This window comes from Acinetobacter sp. HA (assembly GCF_000264725.1).
Classification (GTDB): domain Bacteria; phylum Pseudomonadota; class Gammaproteobacteria; order Pseudomonadales; family Moraxellaceae; genus Acinetobacter; species Acinetobacter schindleri.
This window is the reverse complement of sequence record NZ_AJXD01000049.1, coordinates 88,312-105,027: the sequence shown is the minus strand read 5'-3', so window position 1 is coordinate 105,027 and position 16,716 is coordinate 88,312. Positions and strand designations below refer to the sequence as shown.

At 46.3% G+C, this 16,716-nt stretch carries 15 protein-coding genes and 1 pseudogene; 9 read left to right on the top strand and 7 right to left on the bottom strand.

The genetic code is table 11. The features are described 5' to 3' along the window. The first annotated feature begins 97 nt into the window (after positions 1-97). From HADU_RS10070 to asd, 4 genes are all read left to right on the top strand, one after another. Positions 98-628, top strand: coding sequence for an ankyrin repeat domain-containing protein (locus HADU_RS10070; protein WP_008305849.1), 531 nt, complete (start codon positions 98-100; stop codon positions 626-628). Between the two features lie 118 nt (positions 629-746). Next, complete coding sequence (gene pncB / locus HADU_RS10065; protein WP_008305847.1) at positions 747-1,958, top strand: nicotinate phosphoribosyltransferase; 1,212 nt, start codon at positions 747-749, stop codon at positions 1,956-1,958. Positions 1,959-2,121: 163 nt separating this feature from the next. Continuing rightward, the gene (locus HADU_RS10060) at positions 2,122-2,970 is read left to right on the top strand and encodes a sulfurtransferase (RefSeq protein WP_008305845.1); all 849 of its coding nucleotides are present in this window, start codon (positions 2,122-2,124) and stop codon (positions 2,968-2,970) included. Next, entirely contained in the window at positions 2,967-3,818 is an 852-nt protein-coding gene (gene asd, locus HADU_RS10055; RefSeq protein ID WP_004813864.1) for an archaetidylserine decarboxylase, read from the top strand. The genes HADU_RS10060 and asd overlap by 4 nt, the downstream gene beginning before the upstream one ends. Before the next feature lie 91 nt (positions 3,819-3,909). Here asd and HADU_RS10050 read toward each other — a convergent pair whose 3' ends face one another. Both HADU_RS10050 and argS read right to left on the bottom strand, forming a co-directional pair. Next, a complete protein-coding gene (locus HADU_RS10050; RefSeq protein WP_004813862.1) occupies positions 3,910-4,524 on the bottom strand; it encodes an SPOR domain-containing protein in 615 nt (204 codons plus the stop codon). A gap of 238 nt (positions 4,525-4,762) precedes the next feature. Next, a pseudogene (gene argS, locus HADU_RS10045) lies at positions 4,763-6,552 on the bottom strand (arginine--tRNA ligase). Between the two features lie 255 nt (positions 6,553-6,807). On the opposite strand from argS, the gene HADU_RS10040 reads away from it, so the two are divergent. Continuing rightward, the gene (locus HADU_RS10040; RefSeq protein ID WP_004890882.1) at positions 6,808-7,095 is read left to right on the top strand and encodes a DUF2798 domain-containing protein; all 288 of its coding nucleotides are present in this window, start codon (positions 6,808-6,810) and stop codon (positions 7,093-7,095) included. 298 nt (positions 7,096-7,393) lie between these two features. Here HADU_RS10040 and HADU_RS10035 read toward each other — a convergent pair whose 3' ends face one another. Genes HADU_RS10035 through HADU_RS10025 form a run of 3 tightly spaced genes read right to left on the bottom strand, consistent with a single transcriptional unit; the run spans position 7,394 to position 9,847 of the window. Continuing rightward, positions 7,394-8,695 (bottom strand): DUF445 domain-containing protein, encoded by a 1,302-nt coding sequence (locus HADU_RS10035; RefSeq protein WP_004890880.1) that lies wholly within the window; start codon positions 8,693-8,695, stop codon positions 7,394-7,396. Positions 8,696-8,703: 8 nt separating this feature from the next. Next, positions 8,704-9,258, bottom strand: a complete 555-nt coding sequence (locus HADU_RS10030; RefSeq protein WP_004890876.1) for a CC0125/CC1285 family lipoprotein — start codon at positions 9,256-9,258, stop codon at positions 8,704-8,706. Between the two features lie 49 nt (positions 9,259-9,307). Continuing rightward, positions 9,308-9,847, bottom strand: coding sequence for a DUF924 family protein (locus HADU_RS10025; RefSeq protein WP_004813851.1), 540 nt, complete (start codon positions 9,845-9,847; stop codon positions 9,308-9,310). A gap of 210 nt (positions 9,848-10,057) precedes the next feature. Here HADU_RS10025 and gshA point away from each other — a divergent pair, with 210 nt between their 5' ends. Both gshA and HADU_RS10015 read left to right on the top strand, forming a co-directional pair. Further along, on the top strand, positions 10,058-11,635 hold the full coding sequence (gene gshA, locus HADU_RS10020; protein WP_008305840.1) for a glutamate--cysteine ligase: 1,578 nt from the start codon (positions 10,058-10,060) through the stop codon (positions 11,633-11,635). An 18-nt stretch (positions 11,636-11,653) separates the two neighbouring features. Beyond that, the gene (locus HADU_RS10015) at positions 11,654-12,181 is read left to right on the top strand and encodes a disulfide bond formation protein B (RefSeq protein ID WP_008305837.1); all 528 of its coding nucleotides are present in this window, start codon (positions 11,654-11,656) and stop codon (positions 12,179-12,181) included. A 43-nt stretch (positions 12,182-12,224) separates the two neighbouring features. Here the strand turns inward: HADU_RS10015 and HADU_RS10010 are convergent, their stop codons facing one another. After that, on the bottom strand, positions 12,225-13,556 hold the full coding sequence (locus HADU_RS10010) for a hypothetical protein (RefSeq protein WP_008305835.1): 1,332 nt from the start codon (positions 13,554-13,556) through the stop codon (positions 12,225-12,227). Between the two features lie 247 nt (positions 13,557-13,803). Here HADU_RS10010 and HADU_RS10005 point away from each other — a divergent pair, with 247 nt between their 5' ends. Together HADU_RS10005 and parE are read left to right on the top strand one after the other, a co-directional pair. Beyond that, entirely contained in the window at positions 13,804-14,397 is a 594-nt protein-coding gene (locus tag HADU_RS10005; protein WP_008305833.1) for a YqiA/YcfP family alpha/beta fold hydrolase, read from the top strand. Between the two features lies 1 nt (position 14,398). Further along, positions 14,399-16,279, top strand: a complete 1,881-nt coding sequence (parE, locus tag HADU_RS10000) for a DNA topoisomerase IV subunit B (protein WP_008305831.1) — start codon at positions 14,399-14,401, stop codon at positions 16,277-16,279. 59 nt (positions 16,280-16,338) lie between these two features. Here parE and HADU_RS09995 read toward each other — a convergent pair whose 3' ends face one another. Continuing rightward, positions 16,339-16,635: an FmdB family zinc ribbon protein gene (locus tag HADU_RS09995; protein ID WP_008305829.1), complete on the bottom strand. Its 297-nt coding sequence runs from the start codon at positions 16,633-16,635 to the stop codon at positions 16,339-16,341. Positions 16,636-16,716 lie beyond the last annotated feature (81 nt).

The following is a 16,716-nucleotide window of genomic DNA, read 5'->3' as shown; positions in this document are numbered from 1 at the left end:
AGGGGGAGTTTTACAGGCACTCCGTTTCTATCTCATCTCAGGTGAATTGAATCCTGAGTGACTGAAATTTTCTTTTCGATTTCTGTTGGAGTTCATCATGAAATTTATGCCAAAAGCATTTTTAGCCAGTATTCTTGCCTTCAGTTGCGTATTCGCAACTGCTGCTGAAGTGAAGAATGTCTCCCCTGCAAAAACTGTGGCAAGCGTTCAGATGACTTCACAACAGGAATTGGTCGACCTCTTCTTCGCTGCTGCCAAAATTGGCAATAGCGAAGTCATCAACGAATTTTTAAAACATGGCTTTCCGGTCGATGTGCGCAATAAAGACGGTTATACCCCGCTGATGATGGCGACCTATTATGGTCATCAGAGTATTGTTACAACCTTGTTGAAACATGGTGCAGACCGCTGTGCCCGAGACAACCGCGGCAATACCGCTTTAATGGGAGCCTTGTTCAAAATGGAATTTGCCATCGCCAAACAGCTGCGTCAGATGGATTGTGATGCCCAAGCCAAAAAGGCCGGACAAAAAACCACGGCTGAATTTGCTAAAGTGATTGGCCAGGAAAAACAGCTACAAAAAATCATCCATGAAGCAGAAAAACCTAAAGTAAAAGCAGACAAATAAGCTGTTATTTATGGCAGTACTTTGGTCTATATTTCTCCTGGCTGTATGTAATTGCTGCAATATTGCAGGGCTTTTTATGCTTTAATGCAAAGATAAGCACAGCGATATTTCCTAAGTTATGGCGCCAATCATCCAATCCCTGCTTGATACTGACTTGTACAAATTCACCATGTTACAAGTGGTATTACACAAGTTTCCGCAAACGCACAGTCTTTATCATTTCCGTTGCCGTAATCTTGAAGATACGGTTTATCCACTCACGGATATCCTGGATGATCTGAACCATCAGCTTGATCTGCTGTGCCAGCTGAAATTTAAAGAAGATGAACTGCAGTATTTACGCAGCTTGCGTTTTATCAAAAGTGATTTTGTGGATTATCTGGAGCTGTTCCAGCTCAAACGCCGCTTTATCAAGGCGACCATCGACAGTGAAGGTCGTTTAGACATTACCGTTGAAGGCCCAATGGTTCAGGCCATGATGTTTGAAATCTTTGTCCTAGCGATTGTCAACGAACTGTATTTTAGCCGGATCCGTACTCCAGAAGTGCTGATAGAAGGTGAACGTCGGCTGCAGGCCAAAATGCAACTACTGAAACAGTACGATGCTTCGCAGGATTCAAATGATCCGCCATTTCTGGTATCTGATTTTGGTACCCGCCGCCGTTACAGCTTCGAGTGGCAAAAGCATGTGGTGGAAGAATTTAATAAGGCAGCGCCACAAGTCTTCCGTGGAACCAGTAATGTACTATTAGCCAAAGAACTGGGTATTACGCCAATTGGTACGATGGCGCATGAATTCCTGCAAGCTTTCCAGGCACTGGATGTACGCCTGCGTGATTTCCAGAAAGCAGCACTTGAAACCTGGGTACAGGAATATCGTGGTGATCTGGGAATTGCCCTGACTGATGTGGTCGGGATGGATGCCTTCTTACGTGATTTCGACCTGTATTTTGCCAAGCTGTTTGATGGCCTGCGTCATGACAGTGGCGACCCTTATGAATGGGGCGATAAAGCCTATGCCCACTATAAAAAACTGAAAATAGACAGCAAAACCAAGATGCTGACTTTCAGTGATGGCCTGAATCTGGAAAAAGCCTGGAAACTGCATCAGTACTTCAAAGATCGCTTCCAGGTCAGCTTCGGGATCGGAACGAATTTGACCAATGACATGGGACAGACACCGCTGAATATCGTGCTGAAACTGGTGGAATGTAACCGTCAGTCAGTCGCAAAAATTTCCGACAGTCCAGGAAAAACCATGACCGACAATGATACCTTCCTTGCGTATCTGCGTCAGGTATTTGACATCAGCGAAGTCGCTGAAAAGTAATCTCAATCAGCCGTCTTCAACCTGAGGCGGTTTTTTATGCAATGTCCTGTGTGTCAGGGTCTTTAGCATAAATTGTGATAAATAACCCAATAAAAACCGCATAATTGTAAAAATGAGCTGTGCTAAGATCAGACTGATTTGAACCAGAATACCTATGATAACGATGACAGCTTCAGCTTTTAATTTGGGTCTGCTGATAGAAACAGAAGACTTGGTGCCGCATCTGGGCAATGAAAAACTCCGTATTGTTGACCTGAGTCGTGCCTCTGTTTATGAACAGTTGCATATTCCGCATGCACTCCATTTACAGCCAAAAATGCTGGTTCGTCAGGAAGAGCAAGCTTTGGGTCTATTACCGGATCAAGAAGGCCTGGAAGCACTGGTTGGTTATCTGAACATTTCTCCTGAGCATCATGTCGTGGCTTATGATGATGAAGGTGGGGCTTGGGCAGGGCGTCTGTTATGGAACTTACATTGTTTAGGATTTGAGAACACCAGCTTACTTAATGGTGGTATTCATGCCTGGTTAGCGGCTGGGCTGCCGACTTCCTCTGATCCGGTGAAGCTGGAGCCAGTCGAACAACTGGTGCAGATCAACCTGAACCAGGAAAATACAGTACGAATTGACTATGAAGCCCTACGTCAGCAGGTCGATCAAGGGCAGATCCAGCTCTGGGATTGTCGTACTGAAGATGAATATACCGGCCTGCGTCTGACAGCACGACGCGGCGGTCACATTCCGGGAGCACGTCATTTTGAATGGAGTACTGCCCTTAACCGTGAAAATCATTTAAAATTACACCCTTTGCAGCGCACACAACAGCGCCTGGAACAACTGGGTTTTAATCTTAAGCAGCCTGTGGTGGTGTACTGTCAGTCACATCACCGCTCCGGGCTGGCCTATATCTTAGGACGTCTGCTCGGCTGGAAAATCCAAGCTTATGACGGTGCGTGGAGTGAATGGGGCAACCGCCTCGATAGTCCAATCGCTACAGGGGAGTTGCCATCTTGAGCATCACATCGCGTTTAAAACAACAATTATTTATCCAGGCTCAGAAAGTGGTGCCACAGCATCGTCTGTCTCGTGTGGTAGGTAAAATTGCAGCCAGTGAAAATCCGGTTGTAAAAACTGCGGTGATTTCTGCTTTTAAAGCCAAATACGGTATCGACATGTCGATTGCGGAGCAGACCAATGCCTTGAAGTTCAAGTCATTTAATGATTTCTTTACCCGTGGTCTAAGAACCGGAGTGCGTGCGGTCGACGCTGACCAGGGCAGTATTGTTTCTCCTGCCGATGGTGCCATTTCCCAGCTCGGCAAGATTGAAAATGGTGATGTGTTCCAGGCCAAAGGCCAAAAGTTTACAGTTGAAAATCTGATTGCCGATCCACAACTAGCGCAGCCATTCAAAAACGGTGAATTTGCCACAGTATATCTGTCACCACGTGACTATCACCGTGTGCATATGCCATTTGCTGGCACACTGACAGAAACCCTGTATGTACCGGGTGAACTGTTCTCGGTCAATCAGACGACAGCAGAAAATATTCCAGGCCTGTTTGCACGTAATGAGCGCATGGTGTGCCTGTTTGATACTGAGCTTGGTCGTATGGCAGTGGTGCTTGTTGGGGCCATGATTGTAGCCGGTATTGAAACCGTGGCGACGGGTAAAGTAAAACCTTCAGGCCGGATTGAATTGAACCAGCATAATCTGTTTCTAGAAAAAGGTGCAGAACTTGGCCGTTTCTACCTGGGCTCAACGGCTGTCATTCTGTTTGAAGAAAACAAGATGCAATGGGATGAGAAGTTTAAAGCCAATTCAACAGTGTTGATGGGTGAAGCTTTAGGGCATACCGTTTAAGAAAATTCCTCCCGACCTTCCTTTGAAAAGGGAGGAATTAAAAGGTACAAAAAAAAGCGCCATCAGGCGCTTTTTTAGATCTAGAATTTATTTATTGCTTCACAACAATCGAATCGATACCACTATGCTGCAAAGTCTGTTGTGCAATCACCGCCGCTTCTACAGAATCATAAGGACCGGAAACCACACGGTACCAGACCTTGCCATTTTCAACACTTCTGACCACATCCGCAGATAGGCCATTCAGGATAATCTCGGCACGGCGTGCATCTGCCTGATCCGGATCATCAAAACTGCGTACTTGTAGAATATAGGTCGCTACTGGTGCAACAGGTTCTTCAGTTACCAGTCCCGGCTCATTCACAGTTTCAGGTGCAGCTTCCTCAGTTCGAGGAGCTTCTACAATGACCACAGCATCCTGTTTATTGGTTTCAGGCACAGCCTGTTCAGGAATTGGAGTAACCTGCTGTTTCGGCAACAGGTCATAGAAGCGATAATCCTTGTTGGTGTCTTCCTCTTCATAATGCTGAGAAGTGATCTGATCATTGTTTGGTTTTACAGGTTCCCATGGCTTCCACAGCATGAGCGCCACCAGAAAACTTAACACGATTAAAATGATCACGAGTGTGCCTAGCCATGCAGGAATCAATGGCTTCTTTGGCTTGTTCGGACGTTCAGATACACCGCGTTGCGTTTTTCCAAACACTGGGGATTTCCTCTTGTATTTATTTTACCAGACAGAAAAAGGCATAACCGGTGTTATGCCTTACTCTCTGCATCGTATGTGATCGTAATACAAATGTCATTATACAAATCACCCACTCCACAGGATATTTTTATGAACTAGATGTCAAATCGGACATCTAGTTCATAGTTTTGGCTGTCTGCTTGTATGCTCACTTCGAACAAAGTTCTTCGTCTTGCGTCAATGTAAAAGCAGTGCTTTACATTGACTCAGGAGCTGATACGCCAAGAAGTTCCAGACCATTACGGAGCACTTGACGTACATTTACAGACAACAGCAGACGAGCTTGAGTCAGTTCAGCATCATCACCGAGTACTTTGTTCTCATTGTACCAACCATGGAACAATGCAGCCAATTCTTTCAGATAGTTACCCACCTGGTGTGGTTCATAGCTGTTTGCAGCACGAACCACAATCTCAGGGTAGGCTGCCAGTTTTGCCAGGATTTCAGTTTCAGCATCCAGCTCGAGTTTAGCGGCCAGACCACGTGCAGTCACAGCATCAAAGTTTACGCCAGTCGCGACCGCCTTTTCTAACATACGGCAGATACGTGCATGGGCATACTGGATATAGTACACAGCGTTGTCCTTGCTTTGTGACACTGCAAGGTCAAGGTCAAAGTCAATGTGCTGCTCAGACTTACGCATCACATAGTAGAACCGTGCTGCGTCATTACCCACTTCTTTACGCAGGTCACGCAAAGTCACGAACTGACCTGAACGAGATGACATTTGTACCATCTCACCACCACGCCATAAGCTGACGAACTGCACTAACAGCACAGTCAGTTTCTTCGAGTCATAGCCTAGTGCATCAATCGCGGCTTTTACACGTGCGATATAACCGTGGTGATCTGAACCCCAGATATCAATGATATCGGTATAGCCACGTTGGAGTTTATTTAAATGGTATGCAATGTCAGATGCGAAATAAGTCGTTTGACCATTACGGCGTTTGACCACACGGTCTTTTTCATCACCAAATTCAGTTGATTTGAACCAGATATTGCCATCTTTTTCGTATAAGAAACCACGTTGATCCAGCGTTTGTAATGCTTCTTCAATTTTTCTGTCAAAGATGCTTCACTGAACCACTGGTTAAAAGTCACACCAAATTCACCAAGGTCATCTTTAATATCATCAAGAATCGCTTTAAGCGCTGCTTGATGGAACACACGGTAACCTTCGCCAATTAAGCTTTGAGAATTGAAGATCAAGCCATCGATATGTTTTTCTTTATCGCCTGAAAGTATGACTTTATTGCCTTCAGCATCCGGTTCAGCCGCAAACTGCACATCTTCAGGTACGTCTTTGTAGACATCTGCTACCGGGCGTACATAGGCATCGCCATCCTGGTCGATAATGCTTTGTGCGATCTCTTTAACATAGTCGCCTTGATAGGCATTTTTCGGGAATACCAGTTCTTGGCCAGTCAATTCCAGATAACGTAAATAAGTTGAAGTCGCCAGAATATCCATTTGACGACCAGCATCATTCACATAATATTCGCGGTCAACTTTGGCACCTGTTGCCTCTAACAGGTTCGCTACGGTCATACCATATGCAGCACCACGGCCATGACCCACATGCAGGCTAGAAGTTGGATTCGCAGAAACGAATTCCACCTGGATGCGTTTTTCCGCATTGGCCTGGGTACGACCATAAGTCGCTTGTTGCGCCTGGATCTGGTCCAGAACTGCGAAACGCTGGTCAGCATTCAGGAAGAAGTTAATGAAACCCGGGCCTGCAATCTCGGCTTTGCTGATATCTGCAACTTCTGGCAAGGCAGCAAGGATTTTTTCTGCTAAATCACGCGGCTTCATACCCGCAGCTTTAGACGCGATCATGGCAATATTTGATGCAAAGTCACCGTGGCTACGGTCTTTGGTACGCGTCAAATTACTTGTATTGTTCCAGTCAGATGGGAGTACGTTTTGTGCCTGTAAGGTTTGCACTGCATGATCGAGAGCTGCTTGGATTGCCGTATTCATAATCAGTCGAAAATAGATATCGCAGAAAAACAGCAAATATAGCAAATTTCCGACTCTTTAGGTAAAACCATTTATGGGGAATAAAAAATATACGATCGGTAGCTGGAAGATTTATACAAAATTGTCATTTATTCGTTCGTATATCACATAAAGAATATCGTAATAAGCAAGTTGCAAAATTTGCTATAAAAATGAATCCTCAATCACTGAAAATAGCCTATATTAACCAGATTGAAATAACAAAAAGAGCTTGCAGTGGATTCGCAACAACGTCCGGTTATCTTTGGCAATACTCCTAAACTTCCCGCTAAATGGGCACTGATAATTATCCCTTTCATCCTGTCCTGCCTGATGAGCGGTATCATTTCTTTCATTAATATGCTGCGTACTTTGGGCTGGATTGAAGGTTTTATTTCATTATGGCTGCATAACTGGATGATTTCCTGGGCGTTCGCTTTTCCGATCGTGCTGCTATTGTTGCCATTCGTACGTAAGCTCACTGGCCTGTTGGTGGATATGAGTGGCTCACAACTACCGAAGTAGATTTATTGATTGCATACCACTCACGCGTTGATTGAGTTGATTTACCTGCCGATTTTGAAAAGTATACAGCTGGCCCGAATGATCAATTTTCAGGACTCTGGCTTGCACTAGAGCAAGCCGGAAGATCTCCAGCTTTTTGAGATTAAGCAGAACAAAAGGATTACCAAGATTGTTCTAGCAGGAACTACACCTGACCTTGTACTGCTTAAAACACGTTTAAGGTTTTCTAGAGTTCTTATCTGGCAAATAGAAAATTGAATGATGGCTCAATCCCTGAGATTTGAGCATAAGCTAAGAATCAAAGCACATATTCGACAATGGCCCGGATAATCCCCAGTACCAGACCGATAAAGGCCCCGACCACCACGCCGTTGACCCGGATCATATGCAGATCGCCACCGACCTCATTTTCAATCTTGTCAATCATTTCACGTGAATCCCATTCATGAATCCGTTCACTGATAAAACGGATGACTTTCTCGCTGTATTGATCACTTAAGTCAACTGCCATATTACTCATACGGTTATTCAGTAATTCACGCACTGAACTGTTGGAAATGATATTTTCACCCACTTGCTGAATGGCAATACGTAGATTCTCTGCAATACCGGAATCCGGTTTTTCCAGATCTGCCTTGATCGCATCACAGAGAATCACCACGGCACCACTAATGAAGTTCAGTACCTGTGGGCTGTCCAGCAGGGCATCTTTAGCAGAATTTAGACGCTGACTGGCATCGCTATCATTGTCAGCTAGTTGCAGCATCAGCTGATGGGCGGACTCTTCAATCTTCAGGCGCCAAGGATGATCCGGATCTGCCAGCATGGCTTCGACGCGCTGAATTACCGAGTCGATACTGCGCTGTTGCACGTCAATCCCGATCCAGCTGGCACCCTTTGCCAATTTCCACACCCCCATTTCCTTAAACAGGGTACGGGTCAGTTCACGGGTCTGCTCCGGATGAGACGTCATCCAGGCATGTACCAGATCCAGGCCACGTTGCAGAACATCCTGATGAAAATCATTTTCCAGTACAGCGCGCAACATCTCACTGGCCAGATGATTGATCTGGGTGCTTTTCACCCATTGCACACTATTGCTCTGAATAAAGCCGGAAATCTGTTCCTGACCGACAAATTCAAAGATCCGTGGAGCAGTCTGCTGGATGACCTGAGTCACCTGACGGTTATTCTCCGGATTTGCCAGCCAGCGGCCTGCTGCCAGGCTCAGGTCGGTACTGGCCAGACTACGCTCCACAATTTGTGGAGACAGGAAGTTTTCCTGCACAAAGCGACCCATCGACTCGGCAATACGGGCCTTATTGCGTGGAATGATCTCGGTGTGGTCACGCAGAAACCTGGGAATGGGCAACTTGCCAAAAGGATTGCGGAACAGAACGGTAATTGCGTACCAGTCTGCCATTCCACCTACCACACCTGCTTCTGCAGACAGCATCAGGATATGGATCAACCATACATATTCTGGCAGTAATTTGGCAGCGACCATCAGTGCCAGCCAGGTGACGACAGCCACAATTAAGGCAATGGTGGCAAAACGTTTACTGCGTTGCAGGCTCGGTGAACTGGTCTCTGTCTGCATAAAGACTCCTATTTAGTCATAGTCACAGGCTGTGGCTGCAGTATCTCACCTGTTGGGCTCAGACCATATTTAGCGCCGAGCGATTGTAGAATCAAGCGAGCATCGAAGGCATCTTTGGGCGCCTGTCCCTGTTTAAAGCATTCAATCGTATAGGCAATCTGTGCTGGCTCTACAGTGACACGATACGGCATGTCATAGAAGGGATCAGGCCAATAAAATGGATAACGGCGATAATAGCCATAGGGATATGGCATGGGTGTGGGATAGACGATTGCTTCACGCGGAGGTCGTTGGGTACGGTTGCTTGGATCATCCAGCACCCGAAAGAACTGGAAACCATTCTGTATAGTCGTCTGGGCCGCCTTAACTAAGGTAATTTCTTCAGCTGTCCCAAAGCTCATGTTTGGACGCGCCTTGAAACTGATCCGGTAAGTCTGGGCATTGAGAGGTGTAGTACTGTACTGGCCGAGCTGATCAAAGGTCAGTGGTTTGGAAGGCGTCGTTGCACAGCCTGAAAGCAGGGCAGTGCTTGCAAATGCTAAGGCGATGATGGTCTTCTTCATCTTCGTTCTCCTGATGGGGTGATCCAGCGACAGCAGTACCTGAAAATACCTAAAAACTGCTATCCGGCTGGGTCAGGAAACTTAATTCTTCCTCGGTAGATTCACGGCCCAGAATCTGGTTGCGATGTGGGTAGCGTCCAAAGCGTTCGATAATGATTTTATGCTTGATTTCATATTCGAGATTAGACGGATTACCGAGGCGTTGAAATAGTTTGAAGGCATATTCATGAATCAGTCTGGATTCACTGTGCATGAACGGCATATATAAAAAAGCCCGCTGTTCCGGACTGAGCTGCTTGTCCAGATCCAGACTAATGGCTTCCTGTGCCAGAGCTAGAGCCAGGCTATCCTGGGCAAAAGCACGTGCAGTACCCCGAAAAATATTGCGAGAAAACTGGTCCAGAACAATGATTTCTGCCAGACGGCCTTCAGCAGTTTTACGCCAGGACCATAATTCAGCCTGACTCGCCTGTTCCAGAATTTCTGAAAATTGCTCAGTCAAACTTTGGTCGAAATGGTCGCTTTTGGCAAACCAGTTCGGCTGGGTTTCGGCACTAAACCAGAAGTCCAAAATATCTTGATAATTCATAAGGTTTACAATTCGTTAGCATTTATTCGTTAATAAAATCACAAATTTCACATGTCTTATAGAGAAAGTTTGTGTTAAAAATTTGCGGAATTAAAATCAATGATTTGCCTGAAAAGCAGGCAGGGTGTAATGTGCGGATCTAAAATCACGTTATACTCTTATAAAATGATGATTTTATATTAATAGTTTAGCCCATTAAGCGAGATTGTAATGAGTCAACCTGAATCGACCAGCCAAGCTGTATTACCAACTTGGGTGGATTCGTCGCTCATCAAGGGGATGCTGCGCGGAATTGAGCGAGAAAGCCTGCGTATGCAAGGTAATGGCTTTCTGTCGCAAAGGCCGCATCCTGTAGCACTAGGTTCAGCCCTGACTCATCCGCATATCACCACTGACTATTCTGAAGCTTTGATGGAGTTTATTACTCCGCCAAAAGACAGTATTCGTGGCGCTTTGGATTACCTGATGGATATCCATGCCATCGTACATCGCAAACTGGAAGATGAAGAAAAGCTGTGGCCGATGTCGATGCCATGCATGCTCGATAGCAGCGATGACAGCATTCCACTGGCGCAGTACGGTTCTTCCAATATTGGTTTATTCAAGACACTTTATCGTCGTGGTCTAGGTGTGCGCTATGGTCGCCGTATGCAGACCATTTCGGGCGTACATTATAATCTGTCTTTCCCGGATCATTTCTTCGAAGCGTTACAGGCCAACGAAAGTGACGCGTCACTGCGTAACTTAAGCCTGCAGGATTACCGTAGCCACCGTTATATGGGGCTGATCCGTAACTTTATCCGACTGACACCATTGGTGATGTTCCTGGTTGGTGCTAGCCCGGCAGTGTGCCAATGCTTTATGACCGGACGTGATCATCAACTGTTGCCACTTACTCGTGGCACCTTATATACCCCATATTCAACTGCATTGCGCATGGGCCGTTTTGGTTATCAGAACTCAGCCCAAAAGCAGCTCGGTATTCATTACAACAACTTGCAGGACTATCTGGAAGGTCTGCAAAAAGCAGTTAAAACACCATATAAACAATTTACCCGTCTGGGCCTTGAAGATGCAACAGGGCAACCCATCCAGATCAATGATCATGTGCTACAGATCGAAAATGAATACTACAGTCTGGTACGTCCAAAACAGGTGCCAGAAGCAGGTGAAACTCCATCACAGGCACTGGCAAATCGTGGTATTGGCTATGTGGAACTGCGTGCAGTGGATGTCAATCCATACAGCCCGATCGGGATTGATGAACATACCGCAGGCTTCCTGGAAGTAGTTGCACTGTACTGTTTATTGCAGGACAGCCCGGCACTGCTCAGCGATGAGCAGGACATCATCGAAAAGAATCAGGCTGAAGTGGTCAATCGTGGTCGTGCTCCGAATGCGGCTATTCTGGAAAATGGTCAAAAATATCTAATCGAAGACTGGTGTGCAGTTCATCTGGCGCGCATGCAGCCGCTGGCAGAATTATTGGATGCAGCATATGGCAATAATCTTTACACGACGGCCATGAAGACCATGCAAATCCGTGTTGATGAAGTCGATGCGACACTTTCTGCGCTTGTGGTGGGTGATATCCGTAAGCAGGGTGGCATGTGGCATTTCGGCCAGGTGCTGGCACAGCAGCATGCTGCGGTTTATCAAGCGCATCAGCTCAGTAAAAAAACCACTGCATATTTTGATGAATTATCACAAAAGTCCTTGCAGCAACAGCAGGAACTCGAGCAAGATAGCAGCATCAGCTTTGCTGAATATCTCGCTCAATTTCGATAAAAAACAAGAGGATCGACCATGAAATGGGGTTACCGCTTCGTGAGTGGTGCGTTATTTGCCGCATCCGTGATGGGGATGGCATTTGCATTATATCTAGAACATGTGCAGGGTCTTGAGCCTTGCCCGTTGTGTATTTTTCAGCGTATTGGCCTGATTGGTCTGGGGATTATTTCTTTCATTGCTTTCTTGCATAATCCGAAAGCAAATGGCATGAAACGCCTGTATGCCTTTTTAGGATCACTGAGTATTTTGTGGTCCGCAGGTGTGGCAGCACGTCATGTCTGGCTGCAAAACCTGCCGCCGGATAAAGTCCCAAGTTGTGGTCCGGGTCTGGATTACTGGCTGGAAACCTTGCCAATGAAGTCGGTGTTCCAGCAGGTACTTAGCGGTTCAGGTGAATGTGCCAAAGTGGACTGGACTTTTCTGGGGCAGTCTTTACCGGTCTGGTCACTGGTATTTTTCAGTATCTTGTTGCTGGTCAGTTTATGGCAGTTATTCCGTAAATATCAGACAGCGCCAGTCAAACGCCTAAGAGATAAATACTGATGCAAATAAAAGCCCTCATTTGAGGGTTTTTTTTATAACTGAATCAGGTCAGAGCAATGCCTTCAACACTTTCCAGATCCATCATATATTCATGGATCTGGTCAAAGACTTTGTCCTCCACACTCGGATAGAACCAGCGCACGATCTGTTCAGCCACTTGTGGGTGAAACCGGATTTCAAAATGGTTCAATCCATAGAAAATTGCTTTATGGGAGTCTGGAACTTTCAACTGAAAACGCGGGTTCGGATGCTCACCCAGTGCACTTTTGACACTGACCAGATAATCCCCAATCACATTGCGGGTGCGGTTATGCCGGTTTTCATATTCAATTGTACCGGCCACCAGATAGGTCTGGATATGTGATGGAATCGGTGCTGGCTTACGGTTATCATCCATCAGGCCAATCCTGACTTCATTATGTTCCCAGTCATCATCCCGAACACTGCCGTAGCGCAGATCCAGAATGCCATTACTGCGGATATTCACCACATGACCAATAATCTTTCCAAACGGGAAGCGTCCTAGTTTATCCTGCAGGCTAAAACCAAAGCGCTCTAATGCCGCGCCATGATGTGGTGAGCCGAGACAGACCAGATTGTCGACCATATTGACCCATTCATAGACATGCTGTTTGCCATAGAACAGGGCACTACGAGCGACTAATCCGCCCATACTGTGTCCGATCAGATCAATACTGGTAATGCCGGGATTGCGGGTGATCAAGTCATGCAGGGTATTGGCCAGACTACGGCCATTGGCGGAAATGCGGCGTCCGGAGTTATAGTTGAGATATAACATGGTATTGTTATCGCGCTGTGCCAGCAGCTTTTCACCAATGCCTTCATGCTTATGATTGGACCAGGTCAGATGATTCATACATAAGCCATGCACGAATATAGTAATCCGGCCAGTCAGTTCGCCTTGCTGCAATGAAGTATAGTGATCATAAACTACCATCGGCAATGCCATCGGATTTTGATGCTTGAGCAGATAGTCGCCAATGATGCCATTTAGCACACCAACCAGAAAATGCAGGCTCGGCGTCAGCGGCTTGTCATGCAGACGTGGGAATCTGGTAATAATACGGCGTAGTCCAGGGGCAACCATGGTATTGCCATAGTGAAACAACAGGTCATAGGAACGTTGATAGAGCCGGACAATGGCAGGCAGGTTCTGGATTTTTTCTGAATGACGTTCACTTAAACCAAAGAAACTATATAAGATTTCACGCTGGATAGTCTTGATCAGTTCTTGGGCAACATCATTAAACCGCATGGTAACAAGCTGAGCAAGTCCTTCCAGTACATCTGCCTGGGTAGGAGGAGTACGATCCCACTTGCAATAGGTTTCATGCAATGGCGTTAAGCTTGTCATCGGATCCGTTCCTTTCATCAATGCGAATATCTGAGACCTTTCTTTTTAAAGATGTTCGCGGTATAAATTCTTCTGAACTTTGATGTTTCTAATTTTTCTGGGAATATTCTTAAAATACCGAGGAACGTGAAGAACTGCGGTGTTTTTTGTCGGACAATTCACCAAAAACAGATTAGATAACGATGATCCATCTCTCATATATAAAATAGATTTTGATTAAAATATAGGCGCTTTTTATTAATAATTGATGAATGTCATTTACTTACACGGCTTTCGAAGCAGCGCTGCCTCGATCAAAGGGCAGCTGCTTCAGCAGTATTGCGAAAAAAATCCACAAATTCAGGTGCATTTGCCGGATCTGAACATGTCACCTGTGGAGACAATTCAGCACATGTCAGCGCTGATTGAGTCACTGGATCATGTAAGCTTAGTGGGCAGTAGCCTGGGGGGATTTTATGCGACACATCTGGTCGCCAAGCACAGTGTGCCGGCTGTACTGATCAATCCGGCCATGCGACCATGGCAGCTGTTCCGCGAACTGTTCGATGATGAGCTGCCGTTACAGGTGCATCCGAACTGGCGTCTGGATGATTCACATCTTGATCAGCTGGAAGGACTGGCACTGCCAACTGCACAAGATGCAGACAAAATACTGGTACTGTTACAACAAGGCGATGAAGTTTTGGATTATCGTGAAGCACATCGCTATTATAGTGCTGCTCATCCTCCGGCGATGCTGATGACTGAGGCCAATGGCAATCACGGGATGGATGATTTTGCGGAGAAAATTCCGCTGGTGTTACAGTTTTTATTGGACTGCATAAAAAAGGAAACCGAATAACGTGTCTCAATATACGGCTCAATCTCTTGAAGTTCTGTCTGGTCTGGACCCGGTCCGTCGTCGTCCGGGCATGTATACCGATACCACTCGTCCGAACCATCTGGCGCAGGAAGTGATTGACAATGCTGTGGATGAGGCACTGGCCGGGCATGCCAACAAAATTACCGTGACAGTCTATAAAGATGGCTCGTTATCAGTCGAAGACAATGGCCGTGGTATGCCGGTGGATATTCACCCGGAATATGGTCAGAGCGGGATTGAAATCATCCTGACTAAACTGCATGCCGGTGGCAAGTTTAGTACCGATAATTACCAGTTCTCTGGTGGTCTGCATGGTGTCGGGATTTCAGTGGTCAATGCGCTGTCGACCCGTGTCGAAGTGGCCGTCCAGCGTCAGGGTAACCTGTACAAAATGGCCTTTGAAAATGGTGAACCGACAGGTCCGCTGGAAGTGCTGGCAGGTAAGGCACCCAAACGCGCGTCTGGGACTACGGTGCAGTTCTGGCCAGAAGCCAAATACTTCGATTCACCAAAATTTGCCCTGAAAGCGTTAAAGCATAATCTTAAAGCCAAAGCTGTTCTGGCCGCGGGTTTAGAGATCAATTATATCGATCAGATTAATGATGAGAAGATCACCTGGCAGTTTGAAAATGGTCTGGTCGATTATCTGATGGATGAGCTGGAAGACCGTGAGATTATCCCAGCACCCGCTTTTGTTGCAACGGGTGATGCCGAACGAGCCAGTGCTGAATTTGCCATTTGCTGGAATGTTGAAGGTGGCGAAAGCATCCAGGAATCCTACGTCAACCTGATTCCAACTGCGCAGGGCGGTACGCATGTTAACGGCCTGCGTTCGGGTGTGACTGATGCGATGCGTGAATTCTGTGAATTACGTAATCTGTTGCCGCGTAACATGAAGCTGTCTGCCGAAGATGTCTGGGATGGGGTGAACTACATCCTGTCACTGAAATTCCAGGAGCCACAATTCTCAGGTCAGACCAAAGAACGCCTGTCGAGCCGTGAAGCAGCAGGGATTGTGCAGAATATTGCCAAAGATGCTTTTGCCCTGTGGCTGAACCAGAATTCTGACATTGCCATGCAGCTGGCAGAAATGGCCATTTCCAAAGCAGGACGCCGTTTAAAAGCTGCGAAAAAAGTTGAGCGTAAGAAAATCGTTGCGGGTCCAACTTTGCCGGGGAAACTGTCGGATTGTGTAGGCCATGATCTGGACCAGTCAGAACTGTTTATTGTAGAAGGGGATTCTGCAGGCGGTTCAGCCAAGCAAGCACGTGATAAGAACTTCCAGGCCATCATGCCGATTCGAGGTAAGATTCTGAATACCTGGGAGGTCTCTTCTGATGAGGTGCTGGCGTCTCAGGAAGTACATAATATCGCGATTGCCATTGGGGTGGATCCGGGTTCGGATGACCTGTCTGAACTGCGCTATGGCAAGATTTGTATTCTAGCCGATGCCGACTCGGATGGTCTGCATATTGCAACCTTGCTGTGCGCACTGTTTGTGAAACATTTCCCGACGCTAGTCGAAGAAGGCCATCTATATGTCGCAATGCCGCCTTTATTCCGGATTGATGACAACAAAGACGTGCACTATGCTTTGGATGAAGACGAGCTAAATAGCATTCTGAAAAAATGCAAAACCAAGAATCCGCAAATTACTCGATTCAAAGGTTTGGGTGAGATGAATGCCAGCCAGTTACGTGAAACCACACTTGATCCAAACACACGTCGTCTAGTGCAACTGGACCTGGATGATGCCCATCATACCGCAGGTTTACTGGATAAATTGCTGGCGAAAAAACGTGCCAGTGACCGCAAAGACTGGTTAGAGCAAAAAGGTAATCTGGCAGATCTGGTGGTTTAAACTACCGATTTTAAGCAATCAAAAAATCCCGCCAGAGCGGGATTTTTTATGAATCAAGATTAGACATCGCATAAAGCACAGTTAACGCCGCGGCAATTATGTAAAACCGAGCTGCGTGCGCTATTTTTGTTGGTACCGGGTCCTTCTACCAGAGGCCCTGCAAGTTGTTCAGCACCTGAACCCGGACGCCATTTGCTTTTCATATTAATTTGCTGATGACCAGTAATCATCGGTTTAGCTAAAGTCTGCTGTTGGCAATAATTACATTCAATCGTATCGGTCGAGATACGGGCAATTGGAACCCGTTGTTCAAAAATTCCCTCGCAATGCTCACAGCGGAAATCATATAACGGCATTTCTGTACTCCTGTAGCATGAAGGCCTTAAATTAAAAAGACGAGTAGCCGAAAGTTTTAAGTTGGATGACTACCCGTTGCG

Excerpts from the sequence above, each read along its gene's own strand:
- HADU_RS10070 (WP_008305849.1), top strand. The coding sequence starts at position 98 with ATGAAATTTATGCCAAAAGCATTTTTAGCCAGTATTCTTGCCTTCAGT.
- pncB (WP_008305847.1), top strand. The coding sequence starts at position 747 with ATGGCGCCAATCATCCAATCCCTGCTTGATACTGACTTGTACAAATTC.
- HADU_RS10060 (WP_008305845.1), top strand. The coding sequence starts at position 2,122 with ATGACAGCTTCAGCTTTTAATTTGGGTCTGCTGATAGAAACAGAAGAC.
- HADU_RS10035 (WP_004890880.1), bottom strand. The coding sequence starts at position 8,695 with ATGCAGACAGAGACCAGTTCACCGAGCCTGCAACGCAGTAAACGTTTT.
- HADU_RS10030 (WP_004890876.1), bottom strand. The coding sequence starts at position 9,258 with ATGAAGAAGACCATCATCGCCTTAGCATTTGCAAGCACTGCCCTGCTT.
- HADU_RS10025 (WP_004813851.1), bottom strand. The coding sequence starts at position 9,847 with ATGAATTATCAAGATATTTTGGACTTCTGGTTTAGTGCCGAAACCCAG.
- gshA (WP_008305840.1), top strand. The coding sequence starts at position 10,058 with ATGAGTCAACCTGAATCGACCAGCCAAGCTGTATTACCAACTTGGGTG.
- HADU_RS10015 (WP_008305837.1), top strand. The coding sequence starts at position 11,654 with ATGAAATGGGGTTACCGCTTCGTGAGTGGTGCGTTATTTGCCGCATCC.
- HADU_RS10010 (WP_008305835.1), bottom strand. The coding sequence starts at position 13,556 with ATGACAAGCTTAACGCCATTGCATGAAACCTATTGCAAGTGGGATCGT.
- HADU_RS10005 (WP_008305833.1), top strand. The coding sequence starts at position 13,804 with ATGAATGTCATTTACTTACACGGCTTTCGAAGCAGCGCTGCCTCGATC.
- HADU_RS09995 (WP_008305829.1), bottom strand. The coding sequence starts at position 16,635 with ATGCCGTTATATGATTTCCGCTGTGAGCATTGCGAGGGAATTTTTGAA.